We start from the raw sequence: 19084 nt of genomic DNA, 5'->3' as shown, positions 1-19084 counted from the left end.
AAGATCCAAACAGAAATGCTCAAAAAACAACGATATGAGGCCTTTATCCGGCATTTTTCCGACAACATGCCTGTAGCCGAGACGGAATTGGAATACGAAAACCCTTTTCAGCTCCTAGTCGCAGTCGTTCTCTCAGCCCAATGCACCGACAAGCGCGTCAATATCGTCACCCGCGAGCTATTCAAGCATTTTCCCTCTCCGCAGCATTTGGCAGCCACACATTTTGATGAACTCTTTCCTTATATCCGATCGATCTCTTATCCGAATAATAAGACCAAGCACCTGATCGGATTGGGCAAAATGCTGATGGAAGACTTTGGAGGAGAAGTGCCTTCGACCGTTGAAGAATTGGTCAAACTTCCCGGGGTAGGCCGCAAAACAGCCAATGTCATCACCTCGGTCGTGTGGCAGCAGCCCAATATGGCTGTGGATACCCACGTGTTTCGGGTTTCGAGGCGTTTAGGCCTTGTTCCTTTGACCGCCAACACCCCATTAGAAGTGGAAAAGCAACTGGTCAAACATATCCCCAAGCAATACATCCACAAAGCTCACCATTGGCTGATTCTTCATGGCCGCTACACTTGCCTTGCCCGCAAGCCCAAGTGTGAGGAGTGCAACATCACTCATTTATGTAAGTTTTTTGAAAAAAATCACGTCAAATTGACGAAAGACCATTCTGAGATCTGATGTGTGGTATCCATCTGATTTGGGGAAAAGGAGCGAATGAGTCAGCCATCAAAAGCTTAGTATCTCGCTCCAGACACCGTGGACCAGACCAGGAAGCTGTGCTTTCCCCTTGGCCGGGATTATGGATTGGGGTAAATAGACTTAGAATTTTGCATCCAGGACCTGATGCGGATCAACCTTTTTGGACCGGGGATGGCACTGGCCTGCTGATCTGGAATGGTGAAATCTACAATTTCAGAGCGCTGAGAAAACTCCTTCAATCTATGGGAGTGGCTTTTGTGACTCAATCTGATACAGAGGTTTTGGTCTATTATCTGAAATATTTTGGTGCCGATGGACTTAAGAAGATCCAAGGCATGTTTGCGCTCTTTTATGTCGATTTGATCAGTAAATCGGTCTTGGTAGCCAGAGACCCTAACGGGGAAAAACCTCTGTATTTTTCACAAAACCCCGATACCTTAATCATCTCCTCTGAAACACGGGCCTTAGCTCAGCTTGCGGGCTCAGACGTTGATTTAGGTCAAATAAGCAATTACTTCTATTTCAGAAACCCGACTCCCGGGAAGACATTTTATAAAGGGGTTCGTGCCTGGAAACCGGGCCGATACAGTCAGATCCATCAACACAATACCTTCCGATGGGATACCTTATCGATTGGCAATTCCTCAGAAAAAATCATCAACCAAACACTTTTTCGCGAAACATTAGAAGGCGTGATTTCCAATCAGTTTCACGCTGATGTGCCGGTTGGAGTCATGCTGAGCGGCGGAATGGATAGCAGTCTTTTGTATGCACTTTGGTATAGGCAGACCGGGATCCCACTTCCAGCCTACACGATTCAAGTGGAGAAAAAGTACCGAAAAAAATATGCAGATGCGGATGCCGCCAAGCGATTTGTTCAAGATTTCCCCGCAGATCACCAACTCCTGGAGATTGACCAGAAAACCGTCCTGGACCATTGGGATGAATTTATCCAAAGTATGGATCAACCTATTGGGGATTCTGCCGGATTGCTCACCTGGATGATCGGCAAGAGGGCCAAGTCTCAAGTGAAAGTCCTAGCTTCCGGTGCCGGGGCAGACGAACTCTGGGGTGGCTATAAGCGGCATCATGCTTTTCACCAATTCCTTGCGCACAAAAATTTTTGGGTCAAATGGGCTCCAGTTCTTAAAAAACTACCTTTTGGGAGAGCTTGGAAAAAATTCAATTCGGCGATCCGCCCAAGTTCCAATGAGACATTTCTGAATTTTTCGGCCTTGAATAATCCTCCATCTGACCTGCTTGAGGACTATTTGAGAGTGATGGATTCGGGTCTTTCGGAATACAAGCGTGCCTTGGATTTTGATAGACAGGTGTACCTGGTTCAGGATGTGCTTAAGATACAGGACAATTCGCTCATGGCGCATGGCATCGAGGGTCGTTCTCCCTATCTCGATGCACAACTGGTTTCGTTATGGAAAAGTATCGAGGATCCCAGCCTTTTACAGGGAAAACCCTGGATTACCGGCTGCCTGCATGAGCTTGGATTGGGTTGGATTTCAGAAAGGAAGAAAACCGGATTTGGACTTCCGCTTTTGGAATGGTTTGGGGATAATGGGCCCTTTGCCAAAAAAGTGTTTTCCGCTTTAAGAGAATTCGGCAAAACCTATCGGGCAGCCCTGCCTAAAGAAGTCTTCCTGTTGTCTCAGCAACCGGAGAATTTTGCAAAAAATCACTTTTTGGTGATTTATAACCTGTTTCTTTTCTCCGAATGGCTGAAATTGCAGGAGCAATGAAAATCACCTACATCCATCAATATTTCCGGACACCCGAGCAAGGGGGGGCGGTGAGGTCTTATCACCTGGCCAAAGGCCTGGTTGAAGCTGGAGTGGAGGTAGAAATGATCACCGCTCACGCTGAAAAGGAGTACGATCAGCGTTGGATAGACGGGATCAAAGTGCATTACCTACCGGTAGCCTATGACCAGAAATTTGGGTTTTTCAGGCGTATTTGGTCTTTTTTCCGATTTGTCAAACTGAGTAAAAATCTCCTGAGAAAGCTTTCTCGTCCGGATTTGCTTTACATTACTTCTACCCCGCTTACTACAGGCTGGATTGGCTTGTGGGCAAAAAGGAAACTGGCCTTACCTTTTATTTTTGAAGTTCGGGATCTTTGGCCCGAAGCCCCGATTCAGGTAGGAGCGATCAAGAATCCCCTGCTGATTCGATATTTGAGAAGATTGGAGAAAAAAATCTACGATCAATCCTTGAGTCTGGTGGCATTATCCCCGGGAATCGCTGCTCACCTCAAACGCCTCAGTCCCAATCGGTCGGTGGCTTTGATTCCGAATTTCTCGGATCTCCAACAGTTTTTCCCTAAAGAAAAAAACCAGTCGCTTGCTGATTCATTGGGCTTGACTTCAGGGCTGACGATCACTTATACGGGTGCTTTGGGCGAAGTGAATGCTGTAGAGGAATTATTGGATTTGGCCCAAATAGCCCAAAACAGAGCAAAAAACTGGAACTTCCTGATTATGGGGGAAGGAAGCCATAAAACTTTTCTTCATCAAAAAGTACAAAGCCTAGGGCTTTCCAATACCCATTTTTTACCCTTTGGTTCCAAAGATGAAGTCAATGAGGTGCTCAGCTTGGCAGACTTTGTCTGGATCTCTTTTGCCCACTTTCCGGTGTTGAAAACCAACAGCCCCAATAAATTTTTTGATGCACTGGCCGCAGGAAAAGCCATTTTGGTCAATCATAAAGGTTGGGTGCATGAACTGGTAAAAACCCACGGTTTGGGAATTTCATTCCTTCCCGGGAAATGGGAAAAAGCCTTTGCACAGTTGGAGGAACTGGAATCTCAGCGAGAGCAGATTCAAAAAATGGGGAATCAGGCGCGAAAACTGGCCGAAACCCAATTTGCCAAAGAAATTGCTGTGGGCCGATTGATCGAAGTGATCAAGCCCAATCCTAAATCAACTATTGCCGACGTGGTCGATATCCGGACTGCCTAAAGATTTTTTCGGCATCAGATTCTCCCATCAATATGGCCAAATCCACACTTTGGTTGGCTTGGTAATCATCCACAATATTCCAACCTACCCATCTGCCCAATCTGCCCGGTGCATTGGTGCTGATGGCATCCGTGAAGGGCGCTTCACCGATGTATTTTCGGATTTCAAAAGGATTGGTCTGAAATAGAAGCTCATTTTCCACAAAATGGGACCAAATCAATTCTTCGTTTGCCCAGGAATCCTCGATCTCCTCCGGAGTGTAGCCGATGATAAACTGATCCGAGGTACATGGCATGATCGCTTTGACAAAATGGTAGGCCTTGCCGTAAAAAATCATCTCAGACAAGAGCGTATTGTCGGCGGGGTTTACCTTATTGTATTGCGACGATATGGCCAAAACGATCATCGGAACAAGGTATTCTCTCTGGTATCTCGCTGCCAAATATCTGGGAAGATCAGGCTGAAAGGCATGGTCAGCAGGTAAAAAATAATCCAAGCCAATCACGATCAAATCTTCCTCTATCAGCAGATCGGAGGTAAATCCGGAGACGTAGGTGTAAACTTTGGGAACCTTGAAATTCGGGAAATAATGTTGGACATAGGCGAATGCATTTTCCAGATCCTTCTGGATATCCGAAACATCAGCAAACTCAACCTTGACCGAATCATAGAGAACCCTCAACGAAGAGTCGGAGTGCGCCTTCACCAAGGTCGAAACTAAAGAATCCTGATTGGGATAAAGATCTCTTTCCAAAAAACGATCTGCAAACTCAGGGTATTTTTCAATCAAATGATGGAAATCCTCCGGTGTTTTTGCCCCAAAAAACTCATCTTCCAACCTTTTGATTTCCAGGTTGGGCTTGGATTTAAGGATCTCTTCATCTAATTGGCAGGATTCTGTCTGTGGTTTACAGGAAATGAAAAAAATCCATCCCAAGACCACCAAGAAATAATACCCTATTCTGTTTTCCATCTGAAAATGTAGATTTGATACAAAGTTAAGCAAACATTTCAAACGCTCATTTTTTGGAAAAAACCCCCAATTTGACCAAAAAACCCACATTTTTCCTCAAAAGCTTCGCTTTGAATGGATCTGATTTTTTGTTAAACCGTAATTCAATTACATTCTTAATTCCTCAGTTCATTTTGTATAAAACGCAATACATCCCCGCTTAACTTCGCTGATTTCCTTTTTGAAAAAGAATTTCTTCTTTTTCGTTCGGTTTTTGAGTAGGTAGGCTCAACTAACCAAATATTAACTATCATGAACACGAACACTTTCTTTAGCAGCTCCCGGTGGCTAGCCATGACCGGTGCTCTAGTTGCCTTTGGGCTCAGCTCCTGCAACAATGACGACACGCCAGATGTCCCATCCCAAAACGTGCTCGAAATTGCATCTTCCAATCCTTCCTTTAGCACTTTGGTAGCAGCAGTGGATCAGGCTGGATTGACCACTGCCTTGGCGTCTTCCGGTCCATTCACTGTTTTTGCTCCAAATGATGATGCGTTCAATTCTTTTCTAAGCGACACAGGAATTTCTGCAGAAGATCTTTTGTCTAATCCTCAGCTCGAGGATATCCTCAACTACCACTTGGTCTCCGGGAGGGCCGTTTCTTCCGACATCCAACAAGGTGCCCTGGAAACTAATTCAGGACAGCCGTTTTATGTAAGTGTGGATCCGAACGGGGGACTTTGGATTAATGGCAAAAGCAGAGTGATCCAAGCGGACGTTCAGGCAAACAACGGAGTGATTCATGTAGTGGATTATGTCATCACCGCACCGACAAATACCATTGCGGAAATCGCCGTTCAGGCTTCACAGAGTGCCACTCCTGAATTTACACAGCTTGTGGCAGCCCTCTCGCGTGCTGACTTAGTGGAAGCAGTAAACGGAGATTTCTCTGACAATCTTACCGTCTTTGCTCCAACCGATGCGGCTTTTCAGGAGTTGTATGCGGCACTCGGAGTGAGTAGCGTGGATGAAATTCCTTTGGAGACACTCACCAATGTTCTTCTTTATCACGTGGTACCCTCGAGAGCATTCTCTCAGGATTTGAGACAGGATGCTACCTTGCCTACCCTGTTGGAAGGTCAAACCCTCCGAGTGGATTTAGCCAATCTCAGAATCAACGAAAGTGGATTGTTGGCCGAGAGTTTGAATATTCACGGCATCAACGGAGTCATTCATCCTATCGATCAAGTGCTACTTCCTGCTGATGAAGAGTAATTTTCGATCATAAAATACCTTTACAAAAAGCCACCTTTCGGGTGGCTTTTTCGCATTTACTTCCTTATTTCCGTTGTGAAAAACCAGTGGATCACATTCAAAGCCCTACTTGCTTACCTGACCGTCAGAAAATCGGTCAACTTGCTCAAGTTGTCGGGCTCATTTTTTTGGAGCCGACTTTTCAAAAAGCCGCTGATGTGGGGATTGCCTACTACGCTGAGTGTCGAACCGACCACGAGCTGCAACCTAAGGTGTCCGGAATGTCCATCCGGATTGCGTTCCTTTACCCGTCCCACGGGTATGCTCGAGTCCTCACTCTACAAAAGAGTCATTGATCAATCTGCTGACCACTTAACCTGGCTGCATTTGTATTTCCAAGGTGAGCCTTTTTTGAATCCTGAATTTTTGGAAATGGTCAAGTATGCGGATGAAAAACGCATTTTTACCTCCACCTCCACCAATGCACATTACCTGACCGAAAAGAATATCCCTGAAATCCTGACATCAGGACTGAGGCAGCTCATCGTCTCCATGGATGGAATTTCCCAAGAGACTTATGAAAAATATCGGATTGGAGGTAACCTGGATAAGGTCCAAAAGGGGCTTACCCTTTTGCTTGATGAGCGCAAAAGAAAGGGCAAAAAATTCCCCCGAATCATCCTGCAATTTCTGGTCACCGGACAAAATGAACATCAGCTACCAAGATTGAAGGATTGGGCAAGGGAAATCGGCGTAGATGAGCTCCAGCTGAAAACCACCCAAATCTATGACTTTGAAAATGGATCCGAATTGATCCCTTCGGATCTGGGCTATTCCAGGTATATCCCTGGCGGAACCGGAAAATGGAAGCTCAAAAACCAAATCGAAAACAAATGCTGGAAAATGTGGCAGGGGGCTGTAGTGACTTGGGACGGAAAAGTGGTCCCTTGCTGCTTTGACAAAGACGCCCGGCATGTCATGGGAGATCTGAAAGAAATCCCTTTACAGGAAATTTGGAATTCAGAGGGTTACCGTTCCTTTCGGACCCAGCTTTTACTTGACCGAAGTCAAATCGAGATTTGCAAAAATTGTACGGAATAAGCCCATCCCGCTTCTTCAAATCTGAACTCAGATTTGGTAGAATTAATAAATAGATGGATTTTTATCCACTAGATTACCCTTAAATTCTCCGGAACCCTCTTAAACTCATGATTTTATTCAAAAGAATCAGGTACTTTTTTGCCTTGCTGTGCGCTTTGGCCTTAGTACAGCCCCTCGTCCTTGCCCAGCAAAGTTCTGACATCACCTCCATCAAGGTAGACGAACTCAGTGACGATCAAATTGAAGAATTGGTCAAGCGGGCCCAAGAAGCAGGCTTGAGCACTGCAGATTTCCTCCAAATGGCTCAAATGCGGGGAATGCCTTCAGCAGAAGTCGAAAAGCTGAGAAACCGGATCGAAACCCTCAACCTAGGCGCTGGCAGTTCCCGATCTTCCAATGTGTCAAGACGTGAACCCAGAACCCAAGTGGATCTGAATGATATCACGCGGGGACTGACTCAAACCCAGGAACTGACAGAAGAACAGCCCGCCAACAATCAGATTTTTGGAAGCAATCTTTTTTTCCAGAAAAACAGAAGGCTCAGCTTTGAGCCCAGCCTAAACCAGGCTACGCCCAAAAACTATATCCTGGGCCCGGGAGATTTGGTCTATGTGGATATTTTTGGACAATCCGAAAAATATTACGAGGCTACGGTCAACCCAGACGGATTTGTTCTTTTGGACAATATCGGACCGGTCTCGGTCTCCGGAAAAACCATCGAAGAGGCTACCGGAATCATCAAAAACCGGGTAGCCAGATTTTATCCCGGATTGCAAGGCACAAATCCAAACACGTTTATCCAAGTGACTTTGGGAAATGTCAGGACCATCAAAGTACATATCCTGGGAGAAGTCAGACTGCCGGGCACATTTACCCTGAGCGCCTTTTCCACAGTCTTCAACGCCCTGTATGCAGCAGGTGGTCCCAATGACAACGGTACCCTGCGAGCCATCAAGCTCATGCGCAACAATAAGCCCGTTGCAGAGATCGATGTCTATGACTTGCTTATCAACGGAACTGCAAATCTGGATGTACAGCTTCAAGACCAGGACGTGCTGTTGATTCAGCCATTTTTGGCCCGGGTCAAAGTCATGGGAGAGGTCAAAAGACCGCTGACTTTTGAAGTAAAAGGAGAGGATACCCTCGATGAGGTATTGAAATATGCGGGAGGATTTACGGATCTGGCATTTAAGGATCGAATTTCTATTTCCCGAATCACCGGCAATCAACGCTCCGTGTCAGATGTTTTTCAAAACCAGTTTGGGATGTTTATCCTCAAAGGTGGAGACGAGATTCAGGTGGGTCGTATTCTGAATCGATATGCCAATCGGGTACAGATCAAAGGAGCCGTATTCCGTCAGGGGACCTTTGCCTTGACTGAGGGGATGACGCTTTCTCAGTTGATCAAAAATGCAGATGGGCTGAAAGGGGATGCCTATACACAGCGGGCAAGCATCCTGAGAACCAAAGAGGATTTGAGTTCGGAAGTGATCGAAGTCAACCTCAAGGCCATTTTGGATGGGTCGCAGCCTGACCTTGTACTGAAAAGAGAAGATGTGGTACGGATTTCCAGTATTTATGACGTGCAAAACGAGCGCTATGTGCAGATTTTGGGTGAGGTAAAACGCCCCGGAACCTATCCGTATTCAGAAGGCATGACTCCCGAAGAATTGATCCTACTGGCTGGAGGACTTCAGGAATCGGCTAATACCGGAGAAATCGAAATTGCCAGAAGATTGGAAGATTCCGATCTGGGAACTTTGGCCGATATTTTGGACACCCGGGTCAATCCTGATCTGTCATTCAATCCCGACGCGATTTTGCTGAAGCCATTTGATCAGGTCATTGTCAGAAAAAGAGCCAATTTCAATATGCAACGGCTGGTATCTGTCGAAGGTCAAGTAAACTCTCCGGGGATTTTTGCCATTCAGACCAGTGTGGACCGAATTTCAGATTTGGTAAAACGTTCCGGAGGTTTAAATCAATTTGCCTACGCCAAAGGAGCAACCCTGATCCGAAGAACTGAATTTTTCAATACCGAATCGGAGCAAATCCGAAGACAGCGAAACCTGGAGGCTTTGAGATTGCGCCTCATCGAGGATCCCAACAATTCTGAAGCCCAAGAAGAACTTTTGCAACGGCTTTTCAGAGACCTTCCAAAGGAAAAGAAGAATTCAGGAGATTCAATCGCCACCAATGCGAAACGAGAATCATTGGATCAAATTGCAGCGGAGACTCCCGGCTTTAATGTGAAGATCAAGGAATCGGAGGCAGTGGCCATCAATCTGGAAAAAATTCTGGCTAATCCGGGTTCGGAAGAAGATTTGATCTTGGAAGAAGGGGATATTCTCAACGTGCCCAAATTGCTTCAAACAGTCCGAATGAGAGGTGATGTGGTCTACCCGACTACCCTTCGGCATGAACAAGGTCGAGGACTGAAATATTACATCAATGGATCGGGAGGATTTGAGCGAAGAGCCAACCGCAAGCAAACCTACGTAGTCTACGCCAATGGAGCAGTCAAGCGAACCCGGAGTATTTTGGGCGTGAAAGCCTTCCCTCCCGTAGAACCCGGTGCAGAAGTCATTGTCCCTACCAAAGGCCCAAGAATCCCATTGAGACTGGGAGATGTGGTAGGTGTGACAACTGGTCTGGCCACCTTGGCTTTGGTGCTATCTCAAATCAACTGGCAATGACAACGAATAAGCATTTTTCGGATAATCAGTTTACCCTTCGGGAGGTGATCTTAAATCTTCGTGAGTGGCTGGCTTTTTTTGTTTCGAAGTGGAAAGTCTTGCTGATTTCAGGATTAATCGGACTCGGGTTGGGAGCTTTGGTTTCCCAGTTAAAAAAGCCCGTTTTCCATGCCGAAACCTCTTTTGTCCTCGAAGAGGGCGACGGGCCGGGATTGGGTCAGATGTCAGGTCTCGCCTCCTTGGTAGGGGTCAATTTAGGTTCGTTGGGAAGTACCAGCGGGCTTTTTCAAGGGGACAATATCATGGAACTGTATCGCTCGGACCGAATGCTGGGGGAGACACTTCTGAGTCCTTTTGACGATACGGACTTACTCATTGACCGATTTGTGGCCTTTGAAAAATTGGATGAAAAGTGGGCCTCCAAAGTGGATTTCGCTAAGTTGGATTTTTCGATCCCAAGAGAAAACTTCAGTGTCACTCAGGATTCGGTGGTCAAAGAGGTCGCCAAGCTGATCCGGGAAAAGCAACTTCTTGTCGCAAAACCCGACCGAAAATTGAGCATTATCCAGGTAACCATTTCCTCCAAGGACGAGCCCTTTGCCAAGGTGTTTAATGAGACGCTGGTCAATAAAGTGAATACCTTCTACTTTGAGACCAAGACCAAAAAAACAGGAGAAAACCTGAGTATTCTTCAGTCTCAGGCGGATTCGGTCAGGGCAATTTTGGACGAAAGCATCGGGGCCTATGCATCGGCACAGGACCGGGTACCCAATGCCAACCCGCTGCTCACCTCGGCAACTGTGGAAAGCAGAAAGCGGCAAATAGATGTACAAGCTACTGCGGCGGTCTTTCAGGAAATCGTCAAAAACCTGGAAATCGCCAAAGTCAACCACCGCAACAATTCACCGCTCATCCAGATCATTGACTCTCCTCGCTACCCGCTCAAGCGATCCGAGATCCGATTGGTCAAAGGAATGGTGTTGGGTGCTGTGATAACCGGACTTTTGGTTTTGTTTTCCCTTTATTTCCAGCGACTGTATCAGAAGCATGTGCAGGAAAGCTAAACTCTAAGCTGCCATGTTTGAAAAACTGAATCTGTTGATCCCTATCGGGAATTTTATCCGGAACAAATCCATCCAGAACTTCCTGTTTCTGGCGATCATCCAGTCCTCCAATGTGCTGATATCAATCATCTCCATGCCTTTGCTGATTCAGAGCATCGGTACTGATCAATTTGGGTTGGTCAACCTTTCCCTGTCGGTCATTATCCTTCTGAATATTCTGGTGGGTTTTGGATTCAACCTGAGTGCTCCCAGAGAGGTCGCCATTAGACAGACCGACCGTGAGGCACTATCCCATGTGGTATCCAATGTGTTTTCCGCCAAAATTCTTCTTGCGGCCATCGCCACCTTTTTGATCCTGATTGGAGCTTTTGGGTTCAATCTATTTCCTGAGTACAGAATGATTTTGATCTTTTCGGTGCTGCTGCTTTTCTCGGAAGCCACCTTGCCTTTATGGTTTTTTCAGGGAATGGAAAAAATGAAGCTGGTTTCCATTGCCAATATTTTTTCCAAACTGCTCTTTTTGATGGGAATCGTCTTATTTATCCAAAAACCCGAACAGAGCAAATGGGTTAATTTTCTGATGGGATTTTTTGGTTTGGGGATCAACCTTACCCTGTTAGGATACATTCATGGTTTTATGGGAATCCGGTTTTATCGACCCGAATTTTCATCTATTTGGAAAAATCTGAGGGATAATATTTTGCTCTTTTTCAGCAATCTTGCCAGCCATATTTCTATCAACGGAGGCTTGATCATTCTTAGTTTTTTTTCCAGCGCTGAGACGCTTGGGATGTACAGTTTGGCAGAGCGAGTGGTCATGGTGCTGCGACTGTTTCCTGCTTTGATCATCCAGGCAGTGTTTCCCAATGCCTCCAAGCTTTATCAACTGGATCGCCCGGCTTTCTTTACTTTTTTGAGAAGAGTGTATTTCCGGGTGTTGCTTGGAGGAGCCCTGATCAGTGCAGGGGCATTTGTGGCAGCGCCTTGGATTATCCAGATTTTATCCCGGGGGCAAATGCTGGAATCGGTGATTTATTTAAAGCTGCTTGCATTTATCCCTTTTCTGGCTTGCATCAACGTGGGCAATGTCACTATGATGCTGGTAGCAGACTTAAAGGAATTGCTGTTTCGGGCAAGCTGGATGCTTTGCCTATACATGGTGGGCATTTCTACCTATCTGACCGGCCTGATGGGGGGTGTCGGCTTGTGCATTGGGATCATTTCGACCGAAATCGTAGTATTCGTCATCTGTCTTTTCCTTCTCTATCGACATAAAAAAGATCTCCTGCATGGCTTTTACCTCTGAGACATCGGTAGCGATCATTTTGGTCAATTGGAACGGACTCGAATTCACAAAATCCTGTCTCCAATCTCTAAGAAAGGTCGATTTTCAGACCTTCAAGGTCATTCTGGTAGATAATGGTTCTCAAAATCAAGAAGGAGTAACCCTAAAAAAAGCTTTTCCGGAAATCCATTTGATTGAAAACAGCCGCAACCTGGGTTTTGCCGGAGGAAACAACGTCGGAATTGGATTTGCTTTGGAACAAGGCTATTCTCATGTACTCTTATTGAATAATGATACAGAAGTAGAACCGGATTTTTTAGAAGAAATGTTGCTCAAACTCGCCAAAAATCCCCATTACGGTGTAGTTCAGCCCCTGATACTATTTCTCCATGACAAAAAGAAAATCTGGAGTGCCGGAGGAAAATGGATTCCTACTTTGGGAAGGGCCATTACTTTGGGCGATCAGGAGCCTTTGGCAGATTTTCGGTTTTCGAAAACGGAATTGGACTGGGCCACCGGATGCTGTATGCTCCTGACCAGGGAGACTATAGTAAAAGCCGGATTGCTTCATGACCAATACTTTACCTACTTCGAGGACGTAGAGTGGTCTCTCAGAATCAAAAAAGCCGGATATGGCATTGGATTGGCCGAAAAAGCGGTGATTTATCATGAGGCTGGTGCTTCCTCCAAAAAGAAGCATTCGGAGGGAATTCTGAGTCCAAAGGTGTTTTATTACCATGTCAGAAACCAGTTTTTTCTGATTCGTCAGCTCGGGATCTGGGCTGGATTTCCTTACCACCTGCTCCGATTTTTGCTTTGGATGGGCTATTTTATGGTGAGAGGAAGATTCCAAAAGCTGAACGCTGTGGCAAAGGGAATCCGTGACGGACTGTTTCAACCATTAAAATCCGCGGAAAAATGGCCTTGATTTTTTTTCTGATCATCGCCCTGTTGGTGGGAGGCGGGTTTCTTTGGATCATCCAAGAGATGGTTTTTAAAGGGAAATGGACCCATTTTATCTTTTTCTTGGCAGCTTTTCTTCCGTTTTACATTACCAGTCTGAGTGTGATTTACCTTGCCACCCTATCGGAAGAAGTGGTGGCCATATTCCAGATTTTGAAAGAGGTAGTCGTGCTGGTGGCGGTCTTGGTTTGGCTCTTTTATCAAAAAAGGGTGTTCGACTACGCTTTCCGGCTCCATTCTACCGACTGGATGATGTTGGGATTGTTGGGATTAGGATTCATTTATGTGTTTTTGCCGTTGGGGGAAGTTTCGTTTTTGGGCAAAGCACTCTATTTCAAGACCATATTGATACCGGGCTTGGTCTATTTTCTGGGTAGAAATTCCCAACTGAATGAACGGGAAATCAAGGCCCTTTTTACGATCATTTTTACCATTGCCATAGGAGCCTTTTTGGTCAACTGTGTGGAAAGTTTCCTCCTGGGATCCCATTTGCAGCAATTTACGGGCTATGCGCTTTACAACCATGCCATCAATGACATCGACCCGACCGGAAATTTCGGATTAACCTGGACTTTTGAAACCCAAGCCGTGACGAAGCGATTGGCGAGCTTTTTTTCTGATCCCTTAGAAATGGCGAGTTCGGTCCTGATGGGCTTCTCCGCAGGATTGATTTGGTTTTTGACTTCTAAGAAAGAACAAAGTTGGTTTTACCTTTTGGTAATGGCCTGCTCGATGGGAAGCTTGGTTTTCTCCGCTTCAAGGGCAGCATTTGGGGCTTTTTTCGTGATGATTTTTTTCGTGGCGTTAGTATTTCGGTTGTACAAACTGATCGGAGCGGGATTTTTGGCTTTGGTAGGTTTTGCGCTTTATGTGGTGTTTTTGGCTTCCGATGATTTTTACTTTTTTGTCATTGATACCTTGACTTTTGAAAATACCTCCAGCATTGGTCACGTCGTGGAGTGGCTTTTGGCTTTGGACTCCATGATCGCCAATCCGCTGGGGATCGGTTTGGCCATGAGCGGAAATGCCGGAAGTGTGGAGGAAGATTTACGGGTCGGGGGTGAAAATCAGTTTCTGATCTATGGTGTGCAGTTGGGGTGGTTGGGGATGCTTTTATACATCTTGACGCTCGCTACTGGAGTGATTTTGAGTCTTAGGGTATTTTATCGTACAGAAAATACCATGACAGCCCGAATTGCCTTTGTGGGTGCGGTGACCAAGGTGGGCATGCTTCTGCCGCTTTTCACCGCCAATGCGGAGATGTATACCTATGTGGCTTGGGTCACATGGTGGATGGTTGGATTTAGCGTACGGGAATATAGCCTGATCTCAAATCCAAAACCTGTCACATTGAAGTCCTTTTAGGTGAATTTCTCCAGATTCAGAAAATAGCGGGTTCCTTTAAGTGTGTCATTTTCTTTTGGTTGGTCAGGCAACCCCCCGGCAAGTTCGATAGCGCCATGAGGTATAAATTGAATGTCATCCCTCATGATTTCGGCTTTTTATGAGTTATAAATGAAAATATCTAGCTCACGGATTCATTTAGAAAGGCTATTCCAATCCTTCCCGACGGAGGGAAATGGAGCAAGTGTCCAATTTTGAAAAAGGTGCACCATTCTTTTCACTTAATGCCTAACTTGGACGTCCATTGAGAATGCCATATAAGCTTCTGGGCAGGTGGCCTTCTTTGAACTGAAAAGACCAATTCCTTGAAAGTCCTTCTCGATCTCCAATACCTCAATGTGGCCACTACAGGTATCAAAACCTACATGCTGGAATTGGCCAAGGCTGCACGGAAATATCCCCATCCGGATATTGAGTGGATTTTTTCTCACGAGCCTGAAAAGCAGGCGGTAGATGATTCATTCAAAGGGACCAAATCCAAAATTCAAAAACTCAACTACCACTTGGATTATTTTCGGTGGAAGGAATTTCAACTTCCCGACTTGGTGAAAAAATTCAAACCGGATGTATTGATCTGCCCGGATTTTGTCTCACCCGCAGCCTCCCTTCCATGCAGAAGACTTACCGTAATTCATGATGCCTTCTTTTGGCAAATGCCCGAAAACTATCCCCGCTGGTGGCGAAAATACTTTCTCAACCTGATCAAAAAAGGACTTTGGGAGGATACCCAAATCATCACTACGACGGAATATTCCAAAAACTCATTGATCGAGCACCTTGGGAATTCATGGCCTATTTCGGTAGTCTATCAAGCACCTAAAGGCTTAACTGCTGCTGCAGATACACAATGCCTGCGAAAACTGGGTTTGAAAAAGCAAGAGTACTTCCTCCACATTGGTACTTTTGACCGAAGGAAGCTCCTTCCTTTACTGGTTGAAGCATTTGCGGCGTTTCAAAACCATTCTCAATCCAACAAAAAATTGGTTTTAGCAGGAGGTCCCGGCCAGAGTAAGCGGATGGATGATTTTCCGGTGGTTCAAAAACTGGTCGCTGAGCTTGGGCTCCAAGATCAGATTTTGGTACCCGGGTACCTGAGTGACGGAGAGATCAAATCCTTGTATGACGGCGCATTCGCCTATGTTTTCCCCTCTTTAAATGAAGGGTTTGGCATCCCTATTTTGGAGTCCATGGGATTTGGGATACCGGTGATTCATTCCGATCAGCCAGCCCTGATGGAAGTAGCCGGAGGAGCGGGATTGCCTTTTCAAACAGGCAACCGGGATGATTTGACCGAAAAATTGATACTTTTGGACCGCGAAAAAGACTTAAGGAGCCAACTCGTCACCCTTGGGAGAGAGCGGGCCAAAGCCTTTTCTGCCGAAAAATTCATTGAAGCTTTTCATCGGATAATTTTAAATCCGACCTCTTGATCCATGCGGCAAGTTACCTGTCCGGTTTGTTCGACTCCTCCTTCCAAAATTCCAGTTGCATTGAGTAAGCTGAAGTGCGATTCCTGTAGGGTAAGGTGGACGTATCTGCCCGAGCAGATTGATGCAGCCCAACTCTATCGGGACGAGGTCTACTCTGTGGTAGATAATCGTCAGTCGATTTTTGAAAAAATCATTTTCTCTGAGGCAAAAAAGGTACTCAACCAAGCTCAATCCATTAATCCAAAAGCTTCAAGCTTGCTTGATTTTGGTTCTGGAAAAGGGCAGTTCTTGGCCGTGGCCAAAGCACAAGGCTGGAAAGGTATCGGCGTGGAAACCGAGAAAGTCCGAGCGGATTTTGCCAGAGAAAAGTATGGAGTGGAAGTGAAAAACGAGTATTATCATGGTGGCATAATTGCCCAAGGCCCGGCAGATTTGATTTCACTGAACCATGTCCTGGAGCACTTGCCTCAACCCATGGAGCTTTTGGAAGAGCTGGTTGAGTCCAATCTAAATCCAGATGGCATTCTCTATATCGAAGTCCCCAGAGCCGACTCCTGGCAGGCAAAAATCGCCGGAGATGACTGGATGCATTGGGATATTCCCAAGCATCTGACGCATTGGACCAAATCGGTTTTGGAAGATCAATTGGGAAAATTAGGCTTCCAAGTAGTCGAAAAGCGGGGTTTCTCTGTTCACTTGGGTGTCTTGGGAATGTTGCAGGCCTTACTTGCCCGAGTGGGATTCAGAGAAAATCTGATTCTACGATTGAAGCGAAAGAAGACACTTGGTTTGATGATTTTGATCGGAGTCGCGCTTCCCTTTGCTTGGCTTTTGGAGGTTTTAGCTGTAGGATTTGACAAATCGGGAATTATGGGATTGTATTTTCGAAGAGATAGCAATTAGAATGGTCTGTGAGGACACAGACCACGGCATCTACTTATATTTTTGCAAAATGACAAACACCCGACATATCCTTTTCTTGCAAAGCTCCTCAGAGGGATATGGATCGGGGAAAATTATCCTGCAGGTACTTCGATTTTATCAGAGTCAAGGCCTGTCTCCGGTGGTCATTTTGACCAATGAAGGGCCGATTCAAAAAGATTTGGAGCAGCTGACTATCCCGTACGCTGTACAGAATTTGGGCATTCTTCGAAGAAAATATGTCAGTCCTTCCGGATTACTCAACAGACTGAGTAAAAATCTGAAGGCCTATCGATTTCTTTCTAAACTCAATAAGAAGTACCGATTCGAGCTGGTATATTCCAATACGCTGGCGGTGGTGGTAGGTGCCTATTGGGCAAAGAGAAATAGAATCCCACATATCTGGCATATTCATGAGATCCTTCCCGGGCCTGGACCTTTGGTGAGATGGCTTGCTGGATTGCTGGACAGCAGCACTCCCCTGCCGATCGCAGTTTCTCAAGCCGTCGCAAACCATTGGCAGCCCTTGTTGAAAAAATCTAAGCTTCAGGTCGTCCACAACGGGATTCCCTATGAGCATTTTTTAAAGGCAAAACCAATCCTAAAGCAGGAACTGGGGCTTTCCGAATCCAGTGTCCTAGTCGGGATGATCGGCCGGATTAATCCCGGGAAGGGCCAGTCTTTTTTCATTGACTTAGCAAACAGACTTTCCAAATCTTATCCTGAGGCACATTTTGTGTTGGTGGGTGATCCATTTCCGGGGTATGAACCGATTTTGGAAGAGGTGAAATTAGAGATTAGAAACAAGAGATTAGAGAATAGCGTGTTTTACCTCGGATTTCGGGAGGATATTCCAGAGGTGATGGCTTCCTTGGATATTTTTGTATTGCCCTCAGTCCTACCCGATTCCTTTCCTACAGTGATTTTGGAGGCGATGGCCGCTAGGAAGCCTGTCGTAGCTACTCGGTCAGGTGGAGCGTCGGAAATGGTGTTGGAGGGCGAAACTGGATTTTTGATTCCGACAAGAAATGTCGAGGAGGGATTTTTGGCCCTGGAAAAACTAATCCAAGACCAATCTCTGCGTGAGCAAATGGGAGAAAGAGGCAGAATTCGGGTACTAAAAACCTATAGTTTAGAGGCTTTTGAACAAAAAATCATCAATCACCTATGGCAACACCTGAAAAAAAGCTGAAAGTCGCCATCATGGGTGCCAAGGGCTATCCCTATGTCTATGGGGGCTATGACACGATGATCAAGGAACTCGGGGAAAGACTGGTGGCCAAAGGGGTGCAGGTGCGGGTGTACAATCATCGGGCTTTGTTCAAAGACCGTCCCCGGTTTGTCAATGGGATAGAGTGTATTTACACCCCTGCAATTGAATCGAAAAGTCTGACTCAGCTCTCACACACCTTCATTTCTATGCTCCATGCCTGCTTTTCAGATGTGGATGTGATTTTTGTGGTGAATAGTGGAAATGGGCCTTTTGGATTGATTGCTAAGATTTTTGGAAAACCTACCGCCATCAACGTGGATGGGCTAGAGTGGCTACGGCCCAAGTGGAAAGGACTTGGAGCGAAGTACTTTTTCTGGGCTTCCAAGATGGCGACCCAATTTTATGATCAGGTGATTAATGATTCGGATGAGATGCGGCGCGTCTATCTCGAGCTATTTCAGAAGGATTCGGAAGTCATCGCTTATGGAGCAAATCCCCGGGAAAGTGTCGATGCCGGGCCAATCAAGCACTGGGATCTGGAAAGCAGAGGCTATTACCTGATTGTGGGAAGACTGGTTCCTGACAACAATGCGGATTTGATTATCGAGGGCTTTTTGAAGTCCGCTTCGAAAAAAAAGCTGGTTGTGGTGGGCGATGTGCCTTTCGCTGACGAATGGGCCAATCGCTTGAAGAGGATTCAGGATCCGAGACTGCTGTTTACCGGCTATGTTACCGATCCGAATGAATTGGCGGCCTTGTATTCGCATTGCTATGTGTACTTTCATGGGCATGAGTTTGGAGGTACCAATCCTGCGATGCTGAAGGCACTGGGTTATGGCTGTGCGATTTTGGCGTTGGATACGCCTTTCAACCAAGAGATGCTGCAAAACGGCAAGCATGGATGGTACTTTGAGAAAAAGGCGGAATCCGTGAAAGAGATCGTGGAGAAAGCGGAATCAGAGCCTGAGACAATGTGCGATTTACGGCAGAACGCGCGATTAGGTCTGACCCAGAAGTACAATTGGGATTATGTGGCGGAGCGCTATTTGGAAGTTTTTAGACAGCTGGCGAATTTATAGTTCCCACAGATGATCACAGAAAAAGACACAGATAATCACTGAT

At 45.9% G+C, this 19084-nt stretch carries 16 protein-coding genes; 14 read left to right on the top strand and 2 right to left on the bottom strand.

Annotation, left to right across the window (positions count from 1 at the left end):
* Positions 1-15 precede the first annotated feature (15 nt).
* Genes nth through CLV31_RS03750 form a run of 3 tightly spaced genes read left to right on the top strand, consistent with a single transcriptional unit; the run spans position 16 to position 3679 of the window.
* Positions 16-687, top strand: a complete 672-nt coding sequence (gene nth / locus CLV31_RS03760) for an endonuclease III (protein WP_111391526.1) — start codon at positions 16-18, stop codon at positions 685-687.
* A complete protein-coding gene (gene asnB, locus CLV31_RS03755; RefSeq protein ID WP_111391525.1) occupies positions 687-2462 on the top strand; it encodes an asparagine synthase (glutamine-hydrolyzing) in 1776 nt (591 codons plus the stop codon). The genes nth and asnB overlap by 1 nt, the downstream gene beginning before the upstream one ends.
* Positions 2459-3679 carry a glycosyltransferase family 4 protein gene (locus CLV31_RS03750; RefSeq protein ID WP_111391675.1) on the top strand — a complete coding sequence of 407 codons (1221 nt, stop codon included), beginning with the start codon at positions 2459-2461 and terminating at the stop codon, positions 3677-3679. Before asnB ends, CLV31_RS03750 begins: the two co-directional genes overlap by 4 nt.
* On the opposite strand, the gene gldB is transcribed toward CLV31_RS03750, so the two are convergent.
* Positions 3645-4652 (bottom strand): gliding motility lipoprotein GldB, encoded by a 1008-nt coding sequence (gene gldB / locus CLV31_RS03745; RefSeq protein ID WP_111391676.1) that lies wholly within the window; start codon positions 4650-4652, stop codon positions 3645-3647. The genes CLV31_RS03750 and gldB overlap by 35 nt on opposite strands.
* A 291-nt stretch (positions 4653-4943) precedes the next feature.
* Here gldB and CLV31_RS03740 point away from each other — a divergent pair, with 291 nt between their 5' ends.
* From CLV31_RS03740 to CLV31_RS03710, 7 genes are all read left to right on the top strand, one after another.
* On the top strand, positions 4944-5906 hold the full coding sequence (locus CLV31_RS03740; RefSeq protein ID WP_111391524.1) for a fasciclin domain-containing protein: 963 nt from the start codon (positions 4944-4946) through the stop codon (positions 5904-5906).
* Positions 5907-5981: 75 nt separating this feature from the next.
* Positions 5982-6986, top strand: a complete 1005-nt coding sequence (locus CLV31_RS03735; protein ID WP_245943314.1) for a radical SAM/SPASM domain-containing protein — start codon at positions 5982-5984, stop codon at positions 6984-6986.
* Positions 6987-7093: 107 nt separating this feature from the next.
* Positions 7094-9682 carry an SLBB domain-containing protein gene (locus CLV31_RS03730; protein ID WP_111391523.1) on the top strand — a complete coding sequence of 863 codons (2589 nt, stop codon included), beginning with the start codon at positions 7094-7096 and terminating at the stop codon, positions 9680-9682.
* Positions 9679-10746: an exopolysaccharide biosynthesis protein gene (locus CLV31_RS03725; protein ID WP_111391522.1), complete on the top strand. Its 1068-nt coding sequence runs from the start codon at positions 9679-9681 to the stop codon at positions 10744-10746. Before CLV31_RS03730 ends, CLV31_RS03725 begins: the two co-directional genes overlap by 4 nt.
* 13 nt (positions 10747-10759) lie before the next feature.
* Positions 10760-12052 carry an oligosaccharide flippase family protein gene (locus tag CLV31_RS03720; RefSeq protein ID WP_111391521.1) on the top strand — a complete coding sequence of 431 codons (1293 nt, stop codon included), beginning with the start codon at positions 10760-10762 and terminating at the stop codon, positions 12050-12052.
* Positions 12036-12959, top strand: a complete 924-nt coding sequence (locus CLV31_RS03715; RefSeq protein WP_111391520.1) for a glycosyltransferase family 2 protein — start codon at positions 12036-12038, stop codon at positions 12957-12959. The genes CLV31_RS03720 and CLV31_RS03715 overlap by 17 nt, the downstream gene beginning before the upstream one ends.
* Entirely contained in the window at positions 12950-14359 is a 1410-nt protein-coding gene (locus CLV31_RS03710; RefSeq protein ID WP_111391519.1) for an O-antigen ligase family protein, read from the top strand. Before CLV31_RS03715 ends, CLV31_RS03710 begins: the two co-directional genes overlap by 10 nt.
* Here the strand turns inward: CLV31_RS03710 and CLV31_RS22165 are convergent.
* Positions 14356-14484 (bottom strand): hypothetical protein, encoded by a 129-nt coding sequence (locus CLV31_RS22165; protein WP_262510266.1) that lies wholly within the window; start codon positions 14482-14484, stop codon positions 14356-14358. The genes CLV31_RS03710 and CLV31_RS22165 overlap by 4 nt on opposite strands.
* Positions 14485-14703: 219 nt before the next feature.
* Here CLV31_RS22165 and CLV31_RS03705 point away from each other — a divergent pair, with 219 nt between their 5' ends.
* The 4 genes from CLV31_RS03705 to CLV31_RS03690 are packed head-to-tail and all read left to right on the top strand — an operon-like array spanning position 14704 to position 19041.
* Positions 14704-15828 (top strand): glycosyltransferase family 4 protein, encoded by a 1125-nt coding sequence (locus CLV31_RS03705; RefSeq protein ID WP_111391518.1) that lies wholly within the window; start codon positions 14704-14706, stop codon positions 15826-15828.
* A 3-nt stretch (positions 15829-15831) separates the two neighbouring features.
* The gene (locus CLV31_RS03700; RefSeq protein ID WP_111391517.1) at positions 15832-16731 is read left to right on the top strand and encodes a methyltransferase domain-containing protein; all 900 of its coding nucleotides are present in this window, start codon (positions 15832-15834) and stop codon (positions 16729-16731) included.
* Between the two features lie 49 nt (positions 16732-16780).
* A complete protein-coding gene (locus CLV31_RS03695; RefSeq protein WP_111391673.1) occupies positions 16781-17941 on the top strand; it encodes a glycosyltransferase family 4 protein in 1161 nt (386 codons plus the stop codon).
* Positions 17917-19041 carry a glycosyltransferase gene (locus tag CLV31_RS03690; protein ID WP_111391516.1) on the top strand — a complete coding sequence of 375 codons (1125 nt, stop codon included), beginning with the start codon at positions 17917-17919 and terminating at the stop codon, positions 19039-19041. The genes CLV31_RS03695 and CLV31_RS03690 overlap by 25 nt, the downstream gene beginning before the upstream one ends.
* Positions 19042-19084 lie beyond the last annotated feature (43 nt).

Source organism: Algoriphagus aquaeductus (assembly GCF_003253485.1).
Taxonomy (GTDB): domain Bacteria; phylum Bacteroidota; class Bacteroidia; order Cytophagales; family Cyclobacteriaceae; genus Algoriphagus; species Algoriphagus aquaeductus.
Note: the sequence above shows the minus strand (reverse complement) of the source record. Positions and strands in the feature narration are given on the sequence as shown.

Bases quoted from the DNA above. Each gene is read 5' to 3' on its own strand.
- nth (WP_111391526.1), top strand. From the start codon at position 16: ATGCTCAAAAAACAACGATATGAGGCCTTTATCCGGCATTTTTCCGAC.
- asnB (WP_111391525.1), top strand. From the start codon at position 687: ATGTGTGGTATCCATCTGATTTGGGGAAAAGGAGCGAATGAGTCAGCC.
- CLV31_RS03750 (WP_111391675.1), top strand. From the start codon at position 2,459: ATGAAAATCACCTACATCCATCAATATTTCCGGACACCCGAGCAAGGG.
- gldB (WP_111391676.1), bottom strand. From the start codon at position 4,652: ATGGAAAACAGAATAGGGTATTATTTCTTGGTGGTCTTGGGATGGATT.
- CLV31_RS03740 (WP_111391524.1), top strand. From the start codon at position 4,944: ATGAACACGAACACTTTCTTTAGCAGCTCCCGGTGGCTAGCCATGACC.
- CLV31_RS03730 (WP_111391523.1), top strand. From the start codon at position 7,094: ATGATTTTATTCAAAAGAATCAGGTACTTTTTTGCCTTGCTGTGCGCT.
- CLV31_RS03725 (WP_111391522.1), top strand. From the start codon at position 9,679: ATGACAACGAATAAGCATTTTTCGGATAATCAGTTTACCCTTCGGGAG.
- CLV31_RS03720 (WP_111391521.1), top strand. From the start codon at position 10,760: ATGTTTGAAAAACTGAATCTGTTGATCCCTATCGGGAATTTTATCCGG.
- CLV31_RS03715 (WP_111391520.1), top strand. From the start codon at position 12,036: ATGGCTTTTACCTCTGAGACATCGGTAGCGATCATTTTGGTCAATTGG.
- CLV31_RS03710 (WP_111391519.1), top strand. From the start codon at position 12,950: ATGGCCTTGATTTTTTTTCTGATCATCGCCCTGTTGGTGGGAGGCGGG.
- CLV31_RS22165 (WP_262510266.1), bottom strand. From the start codon at position 14,484: ATGAGGGATGACATTCAATTTATACCTCATGGCGCTATCGAACTTGCC.
- CLV31_RS03700 (WP_111391517.1), top strand. From the start codon at position 15,832: ATGCGGCAAGTTACCTGTCCGGTTTGTTCGACTCCTCCTTCCAAAATT.
- CLV31_RS03695 (WP_111391673.1), top strand. From the start codon at position 16,781: ATGACAAACACCCGACATATCCTTTTCTTGCAAAGCTCCTCAGAGGGA.
- CLV31_RS03690 (WP_111391516.1), top strand. From the start codon at position 17,917: ATGGCAACACCTGAAAAAAAGCTGAAAGTCGCCATCATGGGTGCCAAG.